This window comes from Microbacterium sp. LMI1-1-1.1, from assembly GCF_040815675.1.
Lineage (GTDB): Bacteria > Actinomycetota > Actinomycetes > Actinomycetales > Microbacteriaceae > Microbacterium.
Genome location: NZ_JBFPNN010000001.1, coordinates 181,088 through 196,032 on the forward strand (window position 1 = coordinate 181,088; position 14,945 = coordinate 196,032).

A 14,945-nucleotide genomic window follows, 5' to 3' on the forward strand; every position below is an offset into this window, starting at 1 on the left:
CAGCCACGATTCCGAGATCGGGACGGAGGGTCAACCTGAGGGCATCATTGCCAGCGTTCTCTCACGAAGGTCGCAGCCGGCTCAGGGCAGCAGCCCGGCGCGGCGCGCGCGGGCGACGGCGGCGTGACGCGTCGATGCGTCCAGCTTCGCCATCGCCGAGGCGAGATAGGACTTGACCGTCGTCTCGCGCAGGTGCAGGGCCTCGCCGATCTCGCCATTCGTCGAGCCGACGGCCGCGCACGCGAGCACGTCGATCTCGCGACGGGAGAGGTGCACGTCGGGGGCGTCCCGGACCTCGGGGGCGTCGCCCGACAGGGCGGCCAGGCGCGCCTCGAGCTCCTCCAGCCGCCGGCGCACGTCGCCGTCGCCGACCGTCGCGGCGATGCTGCGGAGCTGGGCGTAGCTCTGCCGGATCTCCTCGCGGGCGGCGGGGCCGATGCCCTCGTCCGCGGACGGCAGGGCCGACATCCGCCGCTGCACCTCGGCCCGCACGCGCAGCTCCGTGCCGAGCTCGCCGGCCACGTCGAAGGCCGGACGCGCCTCGCGCTCGCCGAGGGGCGCCTGGGCCCAGGAGCCGCAGTACAGCACGCCGCGGGCGGCCCCGCCGACGAGCACCGGGACGGCGAAGAGCGTCGCGATGCCCTCGCCGAGGATGGCGCGGTCGTAGTCATGGGTGATGGACCGGGCCGTGCGGTAGTCGAGCGTCAGCCGGGGACGTCGTTCGACGAGCGCCCTCCCGCCGAGACCGCGCTCCGCGTGGACGACGAGGCCCTCGATGCTGCGCGTGCGCGCGCCGACGATCGAGGAGACGTGGACGGCGCCGTTGTGCTCCAGGCCGCCGAAGGCGACGGGGAAGTGCGTGCGCCGGGCGAGCTCGACCACGGCGGTCGCGACGAGGGAGGCGTCATCGGCAACGGTGGCGGGGGCCTGCACGCAGTACCTACTTCCGGGGGTGACGGCTCCGTCGCCGCCTTTCGTAGCGTCGACCATACCACCGGGGATGCCACGGCCCACCCGGTCATATCCCCTTCCGGTGCAGTGCGGCGCCGGGGATTCATGAGGCAAGGAGGCCACATGACGGACAGTCGGATCGACGGTTCCCCGAAGGGTGCCATCGACTACATCGCGGTCGAGGAGTCCGCGCCGTTCCGGGAGTTGAAGAGGCGTCAGCGCAGCTTCGTGTTCCCGTTCGCGGTCGCGTTCCTCGTCTGGTACTTCGCTTACGTGCTGCTGTCGTCGTTCGCGCCGGGGTTCATGGCGCAGCCGGTGTCGGGGGCCATCACGGTGGGCCTGCTCATCGGCCTCGGCCAGTTCGTCACGACGTTCGCCATCACCATGGGCTACGTCGCGTACGCCAACCGCCGGCTGGACCCGCTGGCCGAGCAGATGCGCACCGACCTCGAGCGCTCCGAGAGGGGTGAGGCATGAACGAGGTCTTCGGCTCCGTGCACGCCGCCGTGCAGACGGTGGAGAACAACCCCATCCTGAACATCTCGATCTTCGGGGCGTTCGTGGCGGTGACGCTGTTCATCGTCATCCGGGCCAGCCGCAACAGCAAGACGGCGGCCGACTACTACGCCGCCGGCCGGTCCTTCACCGGTCCGCAGAACGGCTTCGCCATCGCGGGCGACTACCTGTCGGCCGCGTCCTTCCTCGGCATCTGCGGCGCGATCGCGATCAACGGCTACGACGGGTTCCTCTACTCCGTCGGATTCCTGGTGGCCTGGCTGGTCGCTCTGCTGCTCGTCGCCGAGCTGATGCGCAACACCGGCAAGTTCACGATGGCGGACGTGCTGTCGTTCCGCCTGCAGGAGCGACCGGTGCGGATGGCGGCGGCCATCACCACCCTCGCCGTCTGCTTCTTCTACCTGCTGGCCCAGATGGCCGGTGCCGGCGGTCTGGTCTCGCTGCTGCTCGGCATCACCGAGCGGGTCGGGCAGTCGATCGTCGTCGCCGTCGTCGGCGTCCTGATGATCGTCTACGTGCTCATCGGCGGGATGAAGGGCACGACCTGGGTGCAGATCGTCAAGGCGTTCCTGCTCATCGGCGGCGCCCTGGTCATGACGATCTGGGTGCTCGCGATCAACGGGTTCAACCTGAACACCCTGCTCGAGAGCGCGGTCGCGGCCTCGCCCAAGGGAGAGGCGATCCTCGGCCCGGGCCTGCAGTACGGCGCCAACCCGTGGGACTTCCTCTCGCTCGCCCTGGCCCTCGTGCTCGGCACCGCGGGACTCCCGCACGTGCTGATGCGCTTCTACACCGTGCCGACGGCCAAGGAGGCCCGGCGTTCGGTGGTGTGGGCCATCTGGCTGATCGGGCTGTTCTACATCCTCACCCTCGTCCTGGGCTACGGCGCCGGCGCGCTCGTGGGGGCGGAGACGATCCTCGCCGCACCCGGAGGAGTGAACGCGGCCGCGCCGCTGCTGGCCCTCGCGCTCGGCGGGCCGATCCTGCTCGGCTTCATCTCGGCGGTGGCGTTCGCGACGATCCTGGCGGTCGTGGCGGGTCTGACCATCACGGCGGCGGCGTCGTTCGCACACGACATCTACGCCAACGTCGTCAAGAAGGGCGATGTCCCGCCGGACGGCGAGGTCAAGGTCGCCCGTCGGACGGTCATCGTCATCGGCGTGCTGGCGATCGTCGGCGGCATCGGCGTGCAGGGACAGAACGTCGCGTTCCTGGTCGCGCTCGCCTTCGCCGTGGCGGCCTCGGCCAACCTGCCGACGATCCTCTACTCGCTCTTCTGGCGCCGCTTCACCACCCGCGGCGCGGTGTGGAGCATGTACGGCGGGCTGGGGTCGGCGCTCGTGCTGATCCTCCTCTCGCCGGTGTTCTGGGGCGGGCCGACGAGCGTCTTCGCGAACACGGGCGTGGCGATCTGGCCGCTGAACAACCCGGGCATCGTGTCGATCCCGCTGGGCTTCCTGCTCGGATGGCTCGGCTCGATCACCTCCTCCCGCCGGGAGGATCCGCGCAAGGCGGCCGAGATGGACGTGCGCTCCCTCACGGGGCACGGGGCCGAGAAGGCCACCAGCCACTGAGGCTGTGTGACGAGGCGGGGCCGGGGGCATCATGCTCCCGGCCCCGTCCGCGTCCGCGGGCGGTGCGACTTCGGCCCGCGTCAGGCGGGGATGCGCAGGCTCCGCCCGAGCAGGACGCGGCTCTCGTGATCGAGGAGCGCCCGCTTGACCTCGGGGTACCCGCCGTATTCGCCGATGGATCCGTCGGAGCGGACGACCCGGTGCACCGGGACGACGAGGGAGAACGGCGTCTTGGCGCAGGCGGTGCCGACGGCGCGTGCGGCACGGGGAGCGCCGGCCATGACGGCGACCTCGCCGTAGGACGCCGTCTCGCCGTAGGGGATCCCGCGGACGGTCTCGAGGGCCTCGCGGGCGAAGCCGCCGATCAGTCGCCAGTCCAGCGCGACCTCGAACTGCCGCCGCGTTCCGGCGAAGTACTCGTCGAGCTGCGCGCACAGGGCGGCCGCCGGGGCGTCGTCCGGCTCGGGCAGCACGCCCAAACGCGGGCCGAGAGCCGCAAGGGACACGTCGATCCCGTCGTGGGCGAGGTCGAGCGAGACGAGCGCGTCGTCGACGAAGACGAGGACGGCGGGGCCGACCGGAGTGTCGTGGATGGTGCGGGTGATTCTGCTCATGGGGTCATCCTGTCCATCCCGGTCCACCGCCCGCGGGGCCTCCGCGTCGTTCCGTGGACGGTTCCGCTCGTTCGCATGCTGGGGAGGAACGGCCGATCCGTCGGCGTGTCCGATCCGGCGAAACTCGGCCTGACTACAGGCGATCGTCGGAGACGCCGCCTAGTCTGGCAGACGTGTGGCGAGCTGAGGGTGGCGCCGTGATGGGCGCGGAGGGTGACGAGACGTCGTCCGTCGATCCGGGCGAGCTGCGATTGTCGGAGCCCGGCATCGTGGTGCGCCACGTCGCCGACCCCGAGCGCGACCGCATCCGCGCCGAGGCCGCGGTCCTCGGCGGGAGGTCGACCCTCCTGCGCTTCGACGACGCCCTCGACGCCGGTATCGACATCACCAAGGCCCACCCGGGATCTCTCCCGCAGTTCATCACCGGCCGCGCGACGATGCTTTCCAACCTCTTCCGCGACGAGGTGGCCCTGCGCACGGCGCGCATGGCCGCGGAGCGGATCACCGCGAAGAACGTCGAGTTGCGCACGGCGCGCGGGCTGGAGCCGGTGCACCTGGCCGTCGGCCTCGCCGGCTGGAAGGTCGGGGGAGTGGAGTGGTCCGCCCCCGTGCTCCTGCGTCCGCTGGCCATCCGCCGCCACAACGGCGATTTCGAGCTCAAGCTCCACGGCGCGTTCGTCATGAACCCCGAGCTCGCCCGCGCCTTCCGCACCCACTTCGGCATCCAGATCGACAGCGCGGCGCTCGCCGGTCTCGCGTACGACCAGGGCGTCTTCAAGCCGCAGCCCGTCATCGACCATCTCCGCCGGCTCACGACGCACATCCCCACGTTCGTCGTGCACCCGCGTCTGGTCATCTCGTCCTTCGCCGACGTGGCCTCCGGGATGTCGCGCGACACGCACGACCTCGACGACCCGCTGCTGAACGCGCTGGCCGGTCACGTCGACGACCGCGAGCGCGTCACGGTCCGTCGCGACGAGCCGACGGTGCTGAGCCCCGACGAGCGGACGCCCGCGGCCGACACGCTGCTGCTGGACGCGGACGCGGAACAGGAACGCGTCCTCGCGCGCATCTCCGCCGGGCACTCCCTCTCCGTCCACACCCTCCCCGGCACCGGCGGCACGCAGACGGTCATCAACGCCGTCGGCCAGCTCGTGCACGACGGCAAGCGCGTGCTGGTGGTCAGCGCGCGCCGTTCGACCCTCGACGGCATCCGGCACCGCCTGGCGGGCATCGGCCTCGCGGGCCTCGCCGTGACCCCGCGTCACGTGCGCCGCGACCTCATCCGCGCGATCGGGCGCAACGAGAAGGCCGAGCAGCCCAAGGTCGCTGACATCGACGACGCGCTCGTGCGTCTGCGGGCCGTCCTGCGGGACTACCGCTCCGCCGTGACCGAGCCGCACCTCGCGCTCGGGGTGTCGGCGCTGGACATCCTCCGCGCCCTCACCGCCTTGGCATCCGGGGACCACGCCCCCTCGACCGAGGCGCGACTCGACCTCTCCACGCTGGAGCGCCTGGCCGGTCGCCGCGACGCGGCGGCCCGCGCGCTCGCCACGGCCGCCCGTCTCGGCGAGTTCCGCTTCGGGCCCGACGACTCGCCGTGGTACGGCGTGAGCTTCACCCGCACCGAGGACGCGCGCGCCGCCCACGACCTGGCGGCCAAGCTGCACGCCCAGGACGTCCCCCGCCTGCTCGAGCGCGGCTACGAGCTCATCGCGCAGACGCGCATGCGCCCGTTCCAGACGGTGTCCGAGCTGGGCGCGTACCTCAAGCTGCTGCAGGGCATCCGCGAGTCGCTCGACCGCTTCAGCCCCACCGTCTTTGAACGCCCCCTCGGCGAGCTCATCGATGCGCACTCGCCGCGTCGCGACGGCTCCGCGATGAGCGGGCCCAACCGTCGCCGTCTCCGCCGGCTGTCGAAGGAGTACGTGCGCCCGGGGGTGCACGTCCCCGACATGTACGACGCCCTCGTCCGCATCCAGCAGCAGCGCACCGAGTGGCAGCGGGTCGTCGACGCCGGGGTGACCCCGGAGGTGCCGCTGGGCCTGGGCGACGTGCACGTCGGATGGCAGCGGGTCGACTCGCTCCTGGCGGAGCTGGACGCCGTCCTCGGACGACAGGGCTCGGACCGCCTGGCGACCCTGCCCGTGCAGCGCCTCGTCCGCACGCTCGCCGGCCTCGCCGCGGAGTCCACCTTCTTCGACAACCTCGTCGAGCGCGCGCAGCTGCGCTCGGAGCTCGCACGTCTCGGCCTCGAACCGCTGCTGGTCGAGCTGTCCGTGCGGCACGTCCCCGAGGAGCGGGTCGGCGCCGAGCTCGAGTTCGCCTGGTGGCAGTCCGCCCTCGAGCACCTGCTGCGCACCGATCGTGCGCTGCTCGGCGCCAACACGACCGTCGTCGACCGCCTCGAACGCGATTTCCGCCTCGTCGACGAGGCGCACGCCGCCGCCGCGGGACCGCTGCTGGCGACCAAGCTGGCCACGCAGTGGCGGATCGGCATCGTCGACCACGCCCACGAGGCGGCCGCGCTGAAGAACGTCCTCAAGGACGGCCTGCACACCGCGCAGGAGATCTCGGATGCCGCGCCCACGCTGCTGCGCACCCTCGCCCCCGTGTGGCTGGCCTCTCCCTACGAGGTGCCCGACGTCCCGCACGATCTCGCGTTCGACGTCGTGATCGTCGCCGACGCCGCCGCGCTGTGCCTGTCCGAGGCGGCCCCTGCCCTCCGCAGGGCGCGGCAGGTCGTGCTGTTCGGCGACCCGGTCACGCAGAAGCCGACCCCGTTCCGCGTCAGCGCGGCGATCTCGGCAGGAGTCGAGGACGACGTCGAGGTGCCGTTCGACGAGACCTCCGTGTTCGAACGCGTGGCCGAGCTGCTGCCGGTCGAGACGCTCACACGCAGCTACCGTGCCGGCGGCGAGGATCTCGCCGAGCTCGTCAACGACGCCTTCTACGGCGGCGAGATCGTGTCGCTGCCCTGGGCCGGGTCGTACCTGGGCCGCGGCAGCCTGAGCGTCGACTACGTCGAGGGAGGCACGGGTACCCCCGATCCGGTCACCGGCGCGGTGGAGAGCCCCGACGCCGAGGTCGCCCGCGTGGTGACCCTCGTCGTGGAGCACGCCGTCAACCGCGCGTCGGAGTCGCTCATGGTCGTCACGGCCAGCCGTCGGCACGCCGAGCGCGTGCGCGCCGCGGTCGAGGCGGCCCTGGCCGGCCGGTCCGACGTCGCCGCGTTCGTCTCGCGCGACGCGGCGGAGCCCTTCGCCGTCCTGACGCTCGAGGAGTCCGTCGCCGAGAGCCGCGACCGCGTGGTGTTCTCGCTCGGGTTCGGCCTCACCCGGCACGGGCGCGTCCTCAGCGACTTCGGCGACCTGTCCACCCCGGACGGCGAGCGACTGCTCACGGTCGGCATGACCCGCGCGCGGCGGTCGATGGTCATCGTCTCCTCGATCCGGCCGTCCGCGTTCGACGACGGTCGCCTGGAGCACGGCGCCGCGACGCTGATGGGCATCCTCGGCAACGTCGCGGCCCGCGGTCGCGAGAGCCGCCTCGAGGACCTCGCGGACCCGCTCACCCGCGCCCTCGCGCGCGAGCTGCGGCACCTCGGCGTGACCGTCGACGTCGACTACCGCGGTCTGCTCCCGCTCGTCGCGCGGTACAAGGGCAAGGCGGTCGTCGCCGAGAGCGATCCGGAGACGATCGGCGAGTCGCTGCGCGAGACCCTGCGCCTGCGCCCGCAGATCCTGCGCCGCCTGGGATGGCACTACGTGCGCGTCCACGCGTTCGACCTGTACAGCGACCCCGCGGGCGTCGCGGCCCGCATCGCGGAGCTCCTCGGCGTCGTCTCGGACGAGCCGCCGACGGGCGCGACGACCGAGCAGCTCGACCTCCCCGACTGAGGGACGATGAACGAGACTCCGGATGCCGCCCACCCGGGCGCTCCGTCCACGGCCGAGCCGAGCGCGTCCCCGTCCGACGACGCGACGAGCGACCCCGTCTCCGATGTCCCCGCCGCGCCCGACGACGCGTCGACGACCCCGCAGGCGGCGCGGCAGCGCGTCGTGAAGGTCGGGGGAGCGCGGCGTGCCCGCCTCCTCCCGGCACCCGGGACCAGCGCGGAGCCGGCACCGGCCGACGATCGCACGCGGGGGCGGTCGGTCACGCCCGTGGCATCCGGTCCCAACGACGACCGCTTGCGGCAGGACGTCCCCCCGCACTATTGAGCGAGGGCCGCCCCGGGGATCCGATCCCGGGGCGGCCCTCGTCACCTCATGCGCGGGGCTGTCGCTCCAGCAGGTCGCGGATCTGCACGAGCAGCTCCTGCTCGGTGGGGAGCTTCGGCTCCTCCGCTTCCTTCTGCACGCCGGCGCGGGCGGCCGCGCGGGCCTTCCACCGGTTCATCGGGTAGACGAACACGAAGTAGACCACCAGGGCCACGGCGAAGAAGCTGACGATCGCCGACAGGAGCGCCGGCAGGGGGAACGTGACCTGCTGGCCGTAGATCCCCGTGATGGTCGGCCCGAGCGAGCCGTCCTCCGCCGGACGGTAGAACACCTCGATGAGCGGGGTGATGATGGAGCTGACGATGGCGTTGACGACGGCGGTGAACGCCGCGCCGATCACCACCGCGACCGCGAGGTCGATGACGTTCCCGCGGAGGATGAACTCCTTGAATCCCTTGATCATGCGCTGCACCCTTTCGTGCCGCGCCGACCGGGGCTCAGGATGCCGAGGACGACGCGGACGTCTTCGATTCCGACTTCGATGATGTCGAAGATGCGCTGCCGCTGCCACTGCTGCTGCTCGAGCCGGCGGCATCCGTCGTCTTCGATCCGCCGCGCGAGTCGGTGCGGTAGAAGCCCGAGCCGTTGAAGGTGACGCCGATCGAGCCGTACTGCTTGCGCAGCTCGCCCCCGCACTCGGGGCACTCGACGAGGGCGGCGTCGGAGAAGGACTGGACCGCGTCGAAGCGGTGACCGCACTGCTTGCAGGCGTAGGCGTACGTGGGCATCGGGTGATCCTTCGGGTGTTTTCAGGACGCGGCGTCGAGGGACACCGTGCGGGTGGGGGTCACGACGCCCGAGACGGGCTGGTCGTGCACATCGCGGGGGACGTCGTCCACGAGCTCCGAGTCGAAGATGACGGCGTAGACGGGCGGGCACTTCTCCATCGATCCGATGGTCTTGTCGAAGTAGCCGCGACCCCAGCCGAGCCGCATGCCGTGGCGGTCGACGGCGGCGGCGGGGATGACGAGGAGGTCGACGTCGTTGACGGCGATGGGTCCGAGCACGTCGCCGACCGGCTCGGGCACTCCGAAGAGCCCCTCGCCCACCTCGGAGTCGGGGGTCGCGACGGTCCAGTCGAGCAGGCCGTCCTCGCGGGTGATGGGCAGGAGGACCCGGATGCCGCGGGCGACGGCCCCCGTGATGAAGGCGCGGGTGCTCGGCTCGGTCGTCGTCGAGAGGTAGCAGGAGATGCTGCGGGCGCCGAGGCGATCCACGAGCGCGTCGAGCTGGGCGGTGATCCCCGCCTCGGCCGTCTCCCGCGCCTGCGCCGAGACGGTGTGGCGTCGTTCGCGCAGATCCGCGCGCAGCGCGCGCTTGGCCTGCTCGATGCTGTCCGGCATGGAGGTAAGTGTAATTGCGCGTCCCGACACCGCGGTGTCATACGGCAGCGCTAGGGTATCGCCATGCCCAACAAGCCCTTCAAGGCCGTGATTCCGGCCGCAGGACTCGGTACTCGCTTCCTTCCCGCCACCAAGGCGATGCCGAAGGAGATGCTCCCCGTCGTCGACAAGCCCGCCATCCAGTACGTCGTCGAGGAGGCGACCGGCGCCGGCATCGAGGACGTGCTGATCATCATCGGCCGCAATAAGAACAACATCGCGAACCACTTCGACTCCATGCCGGAGCTGGAGGCCAAGCTGCGCGAGAAGGGCGACAGCGACAAGCTCGCCAAGGTCGAGCACTCGTCCGACCTCGCCGACATCCACATGGTCCGGCAGGGTGAGCCCAAGGGCCTCGGTCACGCCGTCCTCCGCGCCCGCAGCCACGTGGGAGACCACCCGTTCGCCGTCCTCCTGGGCGACGACCTCATCGACGAGCGCGACCCGCTGCTGACGAAGATGATGTCGGAGTACGACAAGCGCGGCGCGACCGTCATCGCCCTCATGGAGGTCGACCCCGAGCACATCCACCTGTACGGCGTCGCCGCGGTCGAGGCGACCGAGGTGGACGACGTGGTCAAGGTCACGCAGCTCGTCGAGAAGCCCAAGGCCGAGGACGCCCCCTCGAACCTCGCCATCATCGGCCGCTACGTGCTCGGACCCGACGTGTTCGACATCCTCGAGCACACCGAGCCGGGCAAGGGTGGCGAGATCCAGCTGACCGACGCGCTCGAGGAGCTGGCGACGGGCGGCGGCGACGGCGGCGGCGTGTACGGCGTGGTCTTCCGCGGCCGGCGCTACGACACCGGCGACCGCGTCGACTACATCAAGGCGATCGTGCAGCTCGCGGCCGACCGCGACGACCTCGGTGCCGAGCTCCGTCCTTGGTTCAAGGAGTTCGCGGCGGGTCTCTGATCCGGCCCCGACGTTATGGATCTCTCCGTTCCGCGACGGCACGGTGAGGTGTCGATCCGCCTCATCCGCAACCGCGACGCGCGCATCCTGCAGCAGGAGCTGATCGACAACCGTGCGTGGCTCAAGCGGTGGGAGGCGACGAACCCCGACGGGCCCGTGTCGTTCGACATGCGCCTCGGTGTCAAGCGCCTGCTGCAGCAGTTCCGCGACGGCCTCGGCGTCCCCCTCGTCATGGAGTGGGGCGACGAGGTCGCCGGGCAGCTGAACGTGTGGGGCGTCGCGCGCGGGTCGCTGTCGTCCGCGACGGTCGGGTACTGGGTCAGCGAGCGCTTCGCCGGTCGCAACATCACGACGATCGGCGTGGCCATGGCCACGGACATGTGCTTCACCGAGCTCAACCTGCACCGCATCGAGGTCTGCATCCGGCCCGAGAACCACGCCAGCCTGCGCGTCGTCGAGAAGCTCGGCTTCCGGTACGAAGGGCTCCGCCGCCGGTACATCCACATCGACGGCGACTGGCGCGACCACTACTCCTTCGCGCTCGTCCGCGAAGAGGTGCCGAACGGCGTGCTCGACCGGTGGGTGCGCGGGCAGGTGCCGCCCGACGCGGCGCGCGTGCCCCCGTCCGACCGCGTGTCCTGAAGCCTCGCGCGCGTCGGCCGGCGTTCCCCGCGTCGACAGGCGGCTTCGCGGCGGATTCGGCGGCGACACGCGGAGGGATGCCGAATGGTGACCCCCGCGTGACCTAACGTGGTGCCATGGGTGGGCAGGTTCTCGGCGGTGGGGTGATCGTCCTCGTCGCGGTCGCGCTGTGGTTGGTGTACCTCCTGCCGTCCTGGCAGAGCCGTCACCGGTTCACCTCCGCGGAGCGGAACGCCGTGCGACTCGGGCAGGCGCTGCGCGTCCTGGCGGAGACGTCCGAGACGCCCCGCGAGATCCACCTCGAGCTCACCGCCCGCACCGCCCACCAGCAGCAGAAGCTCGCGAAGCAGATCCAGGCGCAGAAGGCCGCGACCGAGCTCGCCGAGGCCAAGGCGCGCCTGGAGATCGCGCGGGTCGAGAGCGCCCGCGACCGCGACCTCGTCAAGGAGCAGCGCGCCGCCGACCTGGCCCTCGCGAAGGCGGAGCGTCAGGCCGCCGTCGAGCTGGCCAAGGCCGAGCGCGCCGCCGCCGTCGAGATCGCGAAGGCCGAGCGGGAGGCCGCCGTCGAGATCGCGAAGGCCGAGCGCGCCGCCGCCGCCGAGACGGCCAAGGCCGAGCGCGCCGCCGCCGTCGCCCAGAAGCGCGCGGAGCACGCTCTCGCGGTGCAGCGTGCGCGCCGAGAGCGCGAGGCCGCCGCGGGCGGGCCCGAGACGCGCCGTGCTCGCGCCCGTCGCCGATTCCGTCTGACCCTCAGCACTCTCGCACTCGCGGGCGCCGTCGCCCTCGGCGTCGGGGTGACACTGAACGTCGCGGCCCTGATCCTCGTCGGTGGCGCCGTCGTCGTGGCATCCGGAAGCCTTCTCCAGCGCCTGTCGCGCGTCGCCCGCCGCACGGACGTCCGGCCCGTCCCGGTGGCCGCGCCGCGAGTCGCGACCCCCGTGCCGGACTTCGCCGTCGTCGCCACCCCCAAGCCCACGTGGACGCCGCGCGAGCTGCCGCGGCCCCTCGTGGCGTCGGCCGGGTCGCGCGCCGCTGCCGTGCTGGACGAGCAGGCCGCCCGCGAGGCCCTGCGCGCGGCTGCGCGCGAGCAGGCGGTCGCCCGGGACATCGCCGCCGCCGCGCCCACGCCGATCGAGACCGCACGTCCGGCCGCCGCGTCGCCGTACGCGGGCATGGGCTACGTCGACGACGCCGAGATCGAGGACCACGTCCGCCGGCTGCTCGAGCGACGCGCCGCCACCGCCTGAGTGTCGCTGGGGCGCGTCCGTCCGCGCTTCCGATCTCGCAGTTCTGCACGGTTCTCGCAGAATGCGCGGCTGACTCTGCGAGGTCTGCCTCTTTCTCCGAGTTCCGTGCGACGCCGGACCGCGGCACGCCCGGGGGGTGGACCGGTTGGGGGACGTCCCGCGGCCCGTGATAGTGTTGCGGGGTTGTCAGGGCCTGTGGCGCAGTTGGTAGCGCGCTTCGTTCGCAATGAAGAGGTCAGGGGTTCGAATCCCCTCAGGTCCACATCGCACGGCGTCTCTCCTTCGGGAGGGGCGCCGTTCCTCTTTCCCGACGGCACGCGGCGTGCAGGCCGCGTGTGCCGGGCTCCGGAGTTCCCGGGCCGGCGCGCGATCACCGCGGCGGGAACCGGCCGAGCGCGACGATCTCTCCGGAGCCCTGCCCGCCCGCGCGCGGAGCATCCGCCGCATCCGGCTCCGCCGTCAGCCCTCCCGCACCCCGGACGGGGATGCCACGGGCGGGGCGACCGCCGGGTCGGTGTCCCGCAGGCCCAGCCGCGCCGTGGGGACGCGGGCGGTCTCCGGCGCGAACAGGGCGGCGATGCCGGAGACGACGATGATGCCGATCGTGAACCCCGCGACCGTGCCCCAGTCGCGCTCGTGTCCGGGCGCCGAGATGAGACCCTGCGCGATGGCCGGAGTGAACCCCGCCAGCACGAGGCCGAGCATCAGGCTCACCGCCATGCCGGTGAACCGGACGCGGGCGGGGAACTGCTCGGGGAAGTAGGCCGGGTAGAGCGCGTTCGACAGGGTGTAGGCCACCCCGATCACGAAGACGCTCAGCACCCACACGAGGGTCAGGTCGGCGGCATCCACCGCCCGGAGGAGCGCGGGCACGCTCACCGCCTGCAGGACGAGCCCCGCGAGGAACACGGGTTTGCGGCCGATGCGGTCCGCGAGGGCGGCGGCCGGCGGGCCGACCACGACGGCGACGAGGTTGGCGACGGTGATGATCGTCAACAGGTCCTGGCGAGGGATACCGACGACCGTCGTCCCGTAGGCGAGGACGAACATGTTGACCATCGTGTTCACGCCGGTGAAGAGCGTCATCAGGGTGACGCGGACCACGGTGAGACCGTGGTGCCGCAAGAGCTCCCAGAGCGGGATCTTGACGACGTCCTCGGTCTCGCGGGTCTCCTCGAAGATCTCCGGCTCCTCGAGATGACGGCGCAGCGCGATCGCCAGGGCGGTGACCAGGACCGAGGCCCAGAACGGGACGCGCCACCCCCACGACAACAGGTCGGCCTCCGGCAACGAGGCGATCGGGATGAACACGAGGCTCGAGATGACGATGCCGAACATGACGCCGCTCATCGTCCAGCTCGTGTAGAACGCGCGGCGGCCGTCGGGAGCATGCTCCATCGTGAGCGCGCTCGACCCGGGCGACTCGCCGCCGGCCGATGCGCCCTGGACGAGCCGAAGCATCACGACGAGGATCGGTGCGGCGACGCCGATCGACTCCCACGTCGGCAGGCACCCGACGAGGAAGGTCGCCACGCCCATGATCCCGAGACAGGCGAGCAGGGCCCGCTTGCGGCCGAAGCGGTCGCCGACGTGGCCCCACAGCACCGCGCCGAACGGCCGGGCGACGTAGGCGACGCCCACGGTCGAGAAGGACAGCAGCGTGCTCACGCCGGGCTCGCCCTCGGGGAAGAACAGCCGCGGGAAGATCAAGGCCGCCGCCGAGGCGAAGATGAAGAAGTCGTAGTACTCCAGGGCGCTGCCGACGAAGCCGGACACAGCGGCGACGCGGGCGTTGTTCTTCGGTCGGGGGAGGGGTGTCGTCATCGACATGGCTCTCGCTTTCACTCGGAGGGTCGGCGGTGACCCGAGGGCAGCCTGGCCGATCCGCCGAGGGGCCCGGAGACGGTCCGCCATGCTTCGGACCCGGGATGCCACGAGCCACCTGACATGTATGCATGCCAGCCCCGAGGCGCATTCACCTCCGCCTTCATCCGCTCGCGGGACCGCTTCACCTGACTTCCCCGGGCGCGCGCCCCGCCGAGCATCCTCATATGACGTTCCATGACTGCGACGGCCCCGCGTTCACCCGGCGACCGTACGCTCGCATCGGCGACGACCCCCGTCCCCATCTCTCGAGGAGGCCCCCGCATGTCCACTTCGTCCATCGCCGAGCAGGTCGACGAGTTCAACGTCGGCTTCGAGGCGCAGATCGGGCCGCGCCTGTCGGCCGTCTTCTCCGGCGAGCAGAACGACCTGCGCGCCGCCGGCGTCCCCGCCGACGTGGTGTCGGTCGGCGATGAGGTCCCGGATGCCGCCGTCCTCACCCCCGAGGGCGCCTCGACGACGTTCCACGAGGTGCTCGCCGGCAAGACGAGCGTCGTGGTCTTCTACCGCGGCGCCTGGTGCCCCTACTGCAACATCACCCTCCGCACCTACCAGGAGAAGCTCGTCCCGGCGCTCCAGGAGCGCGGCGCCCAGCTCGTCGCCGTGTCGCCGCAGACCCCCGAGGGGTCGGCGCAGGCCGTCGAGAACGGCTCGCTCGACTTCGCCGTCGTCTCCGACCCGGCCAACGCCCTCGCGTCGTCCCTCGGCATCGTGACCGAGCCCAGCGCCGAGGCGCGCAGCGCCCACACCGAGCTCGGCTTCGACGTCGCCGACAGCAACGCCGACGACACCGCCGCCATCCCGTTCCCCACCGTCCTCGTCGTCGACGAGCAGGGCGTCGTCCGCTTCGTCGACATCAAGGTGGACTACACCACGCGCACCGAGCCGGAGGAGATCCTCGGCGCGGTGGACGCCCTCGCCGTCTGACGGACGCCAC

14 protein-coding genes and 1 tRNA gene are annotated in these 14,945 nt (G+C 71.8%); 9 read left to right on the forward strand and 6 right to left on the reverse strand.

The window, feature by feature from the left end; all coding sequences use genetic code 11:
• Window positions 1–81 precede the first annotated feature (81 nt).
• Entirely contained in the window at window positions 82–990 is a 909-nt protein-coding gene (locus tag MRBLMI1_RS00850) for a helix-turn-helix transcriptional regulator (RefSeq protein ID WP_367726253.1), read from the reverse strand.
• An 84-nt stretch (window positions 991–1,074) separates the two neighbouring features.
• On the opposite strand from MRBLMI1_RS00850, the gene MRBLMI1_RS00855 reads away from it, so the two are divergent.
• On the forward strand, window positions 1,075–1,428 hold the full coding sequence (locus MRBLMI1_RS00855; protein WP_367726254.1) for a DUF485 domain-containing protein: 354 nt from the start codon (window positions 1,075–1,077) through the stop codon (window positions 1,426–1,428).
• Window positions 1,425–3,041 carry a solute symporter family protein gene (locus MRBLMI1_RS00860; RefSeq protein WP_367726255.1) on the forward strand — a complete coding sequence of 539 codons (1,617 nt, stop codon included), beginning with the start codon at window positions 1,425–1,427 and terminating at the stop codon, window positions 3,039–3,041. The genes MRBLMI1_RS00855 and MRBLMI1_RS00860 overlap by 4 nt, the downstream gene beginning before the upstream one ends.
• 80 nt (window positions 3,042–3,121) lie before the next feature.
• Here the strand turns inward: MRBLMI1_RS00860 and MRBLMI1_RS00865 are convergent, their stop codons facing one another.
• The gene (locus tag MRBLMI1_RS00865; RefSeq protein ID WP_367726256.1) at window positions 3,122–3,655 is read right to left on the reverse strand and encodes a methylated-DNA--[protein]-cysteine S-methyltransferase; all 534 of its coding nucleotides are present in this window, start codon (window positions 3,653–3,655) and stop codon (window positions 3,122–3,124) included.
• A 200-nt stretch (window positions 3,656–3,855) separates the two neighbouring features.
• Here MRBLMI1_RS00865 and MRBLMI1_RS00870 point away from each other — a divergent pair, with 200 nt between their 5' ends.
• Together MRBLMI1_RS00870 and MRBLMI1_RS00875 are read left to right on the forward strand one after the other, a co-directional pair.
• The gene (locus MRBLMI1_RS00870; protein WP_367727527.1) at window positions 3,856–7,554 is read left to right on the forward strand and encodes an AAA family ATPase; all 3,699 of its coding nucleotides are present in this window, start codon (window positions 3,856–3,858) and stop codon (window positions 7,552–7,554) included.
• Window positions 7,555–7,560: 6 nt separating this feature from the next.
• Entirely contained in the window at window positions 7,561–7,878 is a 318-nt protein-coding gene (locus MRBLMI1_RS00875) for a hypothetical protein (protein ID WP_367726257.1), read from the forward strand.
• A 46-nt stretch (window positions 7,879–7,924) separates the two neighbouring features.
• Here MRBLMI1_RS00875 and mscL read toward each other — a convergent pair whose 3' ends face one another.
• From mscL to MRBLMI1_RS00890, 3 genes are read right to left on the reverse strand one after another with little or no spacing between them, the layout of a single operon-like run.
• Window positions 7,925–8,341, reverse strand: a complete 417-nt coding sequence (mscL, locus tag MRBLMI1_RS00880; protein ID WP_367726258.1) for a large conductance mechanosensitive channel protein MscL — start codon at window positions 8,339–8,341, stop codon at window positions 7,925–7,927.
• Window positions 8,342–8,375: 34 nt separating this feature from the next.
• Window positions 8,376–8,666: an FmdB family zinc ribbon protein gene (locus MRBLMI1_RS00885; protein ID WP_367726259.1), complete on the reverse strand. Its 291-nt coding sequence runs from the start codon at window positions 8,664–8,666 to the stop codon at window positions 8,376–8,378.
• A 21-nt stretch (window positions 8,667–8,687) separates the two neighbouring features.
• Window positions 8,688–9,281, reverse strand: coding sequence for a 5-formyltetrahydrofolate cyclo-ligase (locus tag MRBLMI1_RS00890; RefSeq protein ID WP_367726260.1), 594 nt, complete (start codon window positions 9,279–9,281; stop codon window positions 8,688–8,690).
• Between the two features lie 63 nt (window positions 9,282–9,344).
• On the opposite strand from MRBLMI1_RS00890, the gene galU reads away from it, so the two are divergent.
• From galU to MRBLMI1_RS00910, 4 genes are all read left to right on the forward strand, one after another.
• Window positions 9,345–10,235 carry a UTP--glucose-1-phosphate uridylyltransferase GalU gene (gene galU, locus MRBLMI1_RS00895; RefSeq protein WP_367726261.1) on the forward strand — a complete coding sequence of 297 codons (891 nt, stop codon included), beginning with the start codon at window positions 9,345–9,347 and terminating at the stop codon, window positions 10,233–10,235.
• Between the two features lie 15 nt (window positions 10,236–10,250).
• A complete protein-coding gene (locus MRBLMI1_RS00900; RefSeq protein WP_367726262.1) occupies window positions 10,251–10,877 on the forward strand; it encodes a GNAT family N-acetyltransferase in 627 nt (208 codons plus the stop codon).
• 116 nt (window positions 10,878–10,993) lie between these two features.
• Window positions 10,994–12,124 carry a large exoprotein gene (locus MRBLMI1_RS00905; RefSeq protein ID WP_367726263.1) on the forward strand — a complete coding sequence of 377 codons (1,131 nt, stop codon included), beginning with the start codon at window positions 10,994–10,996 and terminating at the stop codon, window positions 12,122–12,124.
• Window positions 12,125–12,313: 189 nt separating this feature from the next.
• Window positions 12,314–12,386, forward strand: a tRNA-Ala gene (locus MRBLMI1_RS00910).
• 197 nt (window positions 12,387–12,583) lie between these two features.
• On the opposite strand, the gene MRBLMI1_RS00915 is transcribed toward MRBLMI1_RS00910, so the two are convergent.
• Window positions 12,584–13,954: an MFS transporter gene (locus tag MRBLMI1_RS00915; protein ID WP_367726264.1), complete on the reverse strand. Its 1,371-nt coding sequence runs from the start codon at window positions 13,952–13,954 to the stop codon at window positions 12,584–12,586.
• 318 nt (window positions 13,955–14,272) lie between these two features.
• Between MRBLMI1_RS00915 and MRBLMI1_RS00920 the strand changes: the two genes are divergently transcribed.
• Window positions 14,273–14,935, forward strand: coding sequence for a peroxiredoxin-like family protein (locus tag MRBLMI1_RS00920; RefSeq protein ID WP_367726265.1), 663 nt, complete (start codon window positions 14,273–14,275; stop codon window positions 14,933–14,935).
• Window positions 14,936–14,945: the final 10 nt, after the last annotated feature.

Bases quoted from the DNA above. Each gene is read 5' to 3' on its own strand.
- MRBLMI1_RS00850 (WP_367726253.1), bottom strand. From the start codon at position 990: ATGGTCGACGCTACGAAAGGCGGCGACGGAGCCGTCACCCCCGGAAGT.
- MRBLMI1_RS00855 (WP_367726254.1), top strand. From the start codon at position 1,075: ATGACGGACAGTCGGATCGACGGTTCCCCGAAGGGTGCCATCGACTAC.
- MRBLMI1_RS00860 (WP_367726255.1), top strand. From the start codon at position 1,425: ATGAACGAGGTCTTCGGCTCCGTGCACGCCGCCGTGCAGACGGTGGAG.
- MRBLMI1_RS00865 (WP_367726256.1), bottom strand. From the start codon at position 3,655: ATGAGCAGAATCACCCGCACCATCCACGACACTCCGGTCGGCCCCGCC.
- MRBLMI1_RS00870 (WP_367727527.1), top strand. From the start codon at position 3,856: ATGGGCGCGGAGGGTGACGAGACGTCGTCCGTCGATCCGGGCGAGCTG.
- MRBLMI1_RS00875 (WP_367726257.1), top strand. From the start codon at position 7,561: ATGAACGAGACTCCGGATGCCGCCCACCCGGGCGCTCCGTCCACGGCC.
- mscL (WP_367726258.1), bottom strand. From the start codon at position 8,341: ATGATCAAGGGATTCAAGGAGTTCATCCTCCGCGGGAACGTCATCGAC.
- MRBLMI1_RS00885 (WP_367726259.1), bottom strand. From the start codon at position 8,666: ATGCCCACGTACGCCTACGCCTGCAAGCAGTGCGGTCACCGCTTCGAC.
- MRBLMI1_RS00890 (WP_367726260.1), bottom strand. From the start codon at position 9,281: ATGCCGGACAGCATCGAGCAGGCCAAGCGCGCGCTGCGCGCGGATCTG.
- galU (WP_367726261.1), top strand. From the start codon at position 9,345: ATGCCCAACAAGCCCTTCAAGGCCGTGATTCCGGCCGCAGGACTCGGT.
- MRBLMI1_RS00900 (WP_367726262.1), top strand. From the start codon at position 10,251: ATGGATCTCTCCGTTCCGCGACGGCACGGTGAGGTGTCGATCCGCCTC.
- MRBLMI1_RS00905 (WP_367726263.1), top strand. From the start codon at position 10,994: ATGGGTGGGCAGGTTCTCGGCGGTGGGGTGATCGTCCTCGTCGCGGTC.
- MRBLMI1_RS00915 (WP_367726264.1), bottom strand. From the start codon at position 13,954: ATGTCGATGACGACACCCCTCCCCCGACCGAAGAACAACGCCCGCGTC.
- MRBLMI1_RS00920 (WP_367726265.1), top strand. From the start codon at position 14,273: ATGTCCACTTCGTCCATCGCCGAGCAGGTCGACGAGTTCAACGTCGGC.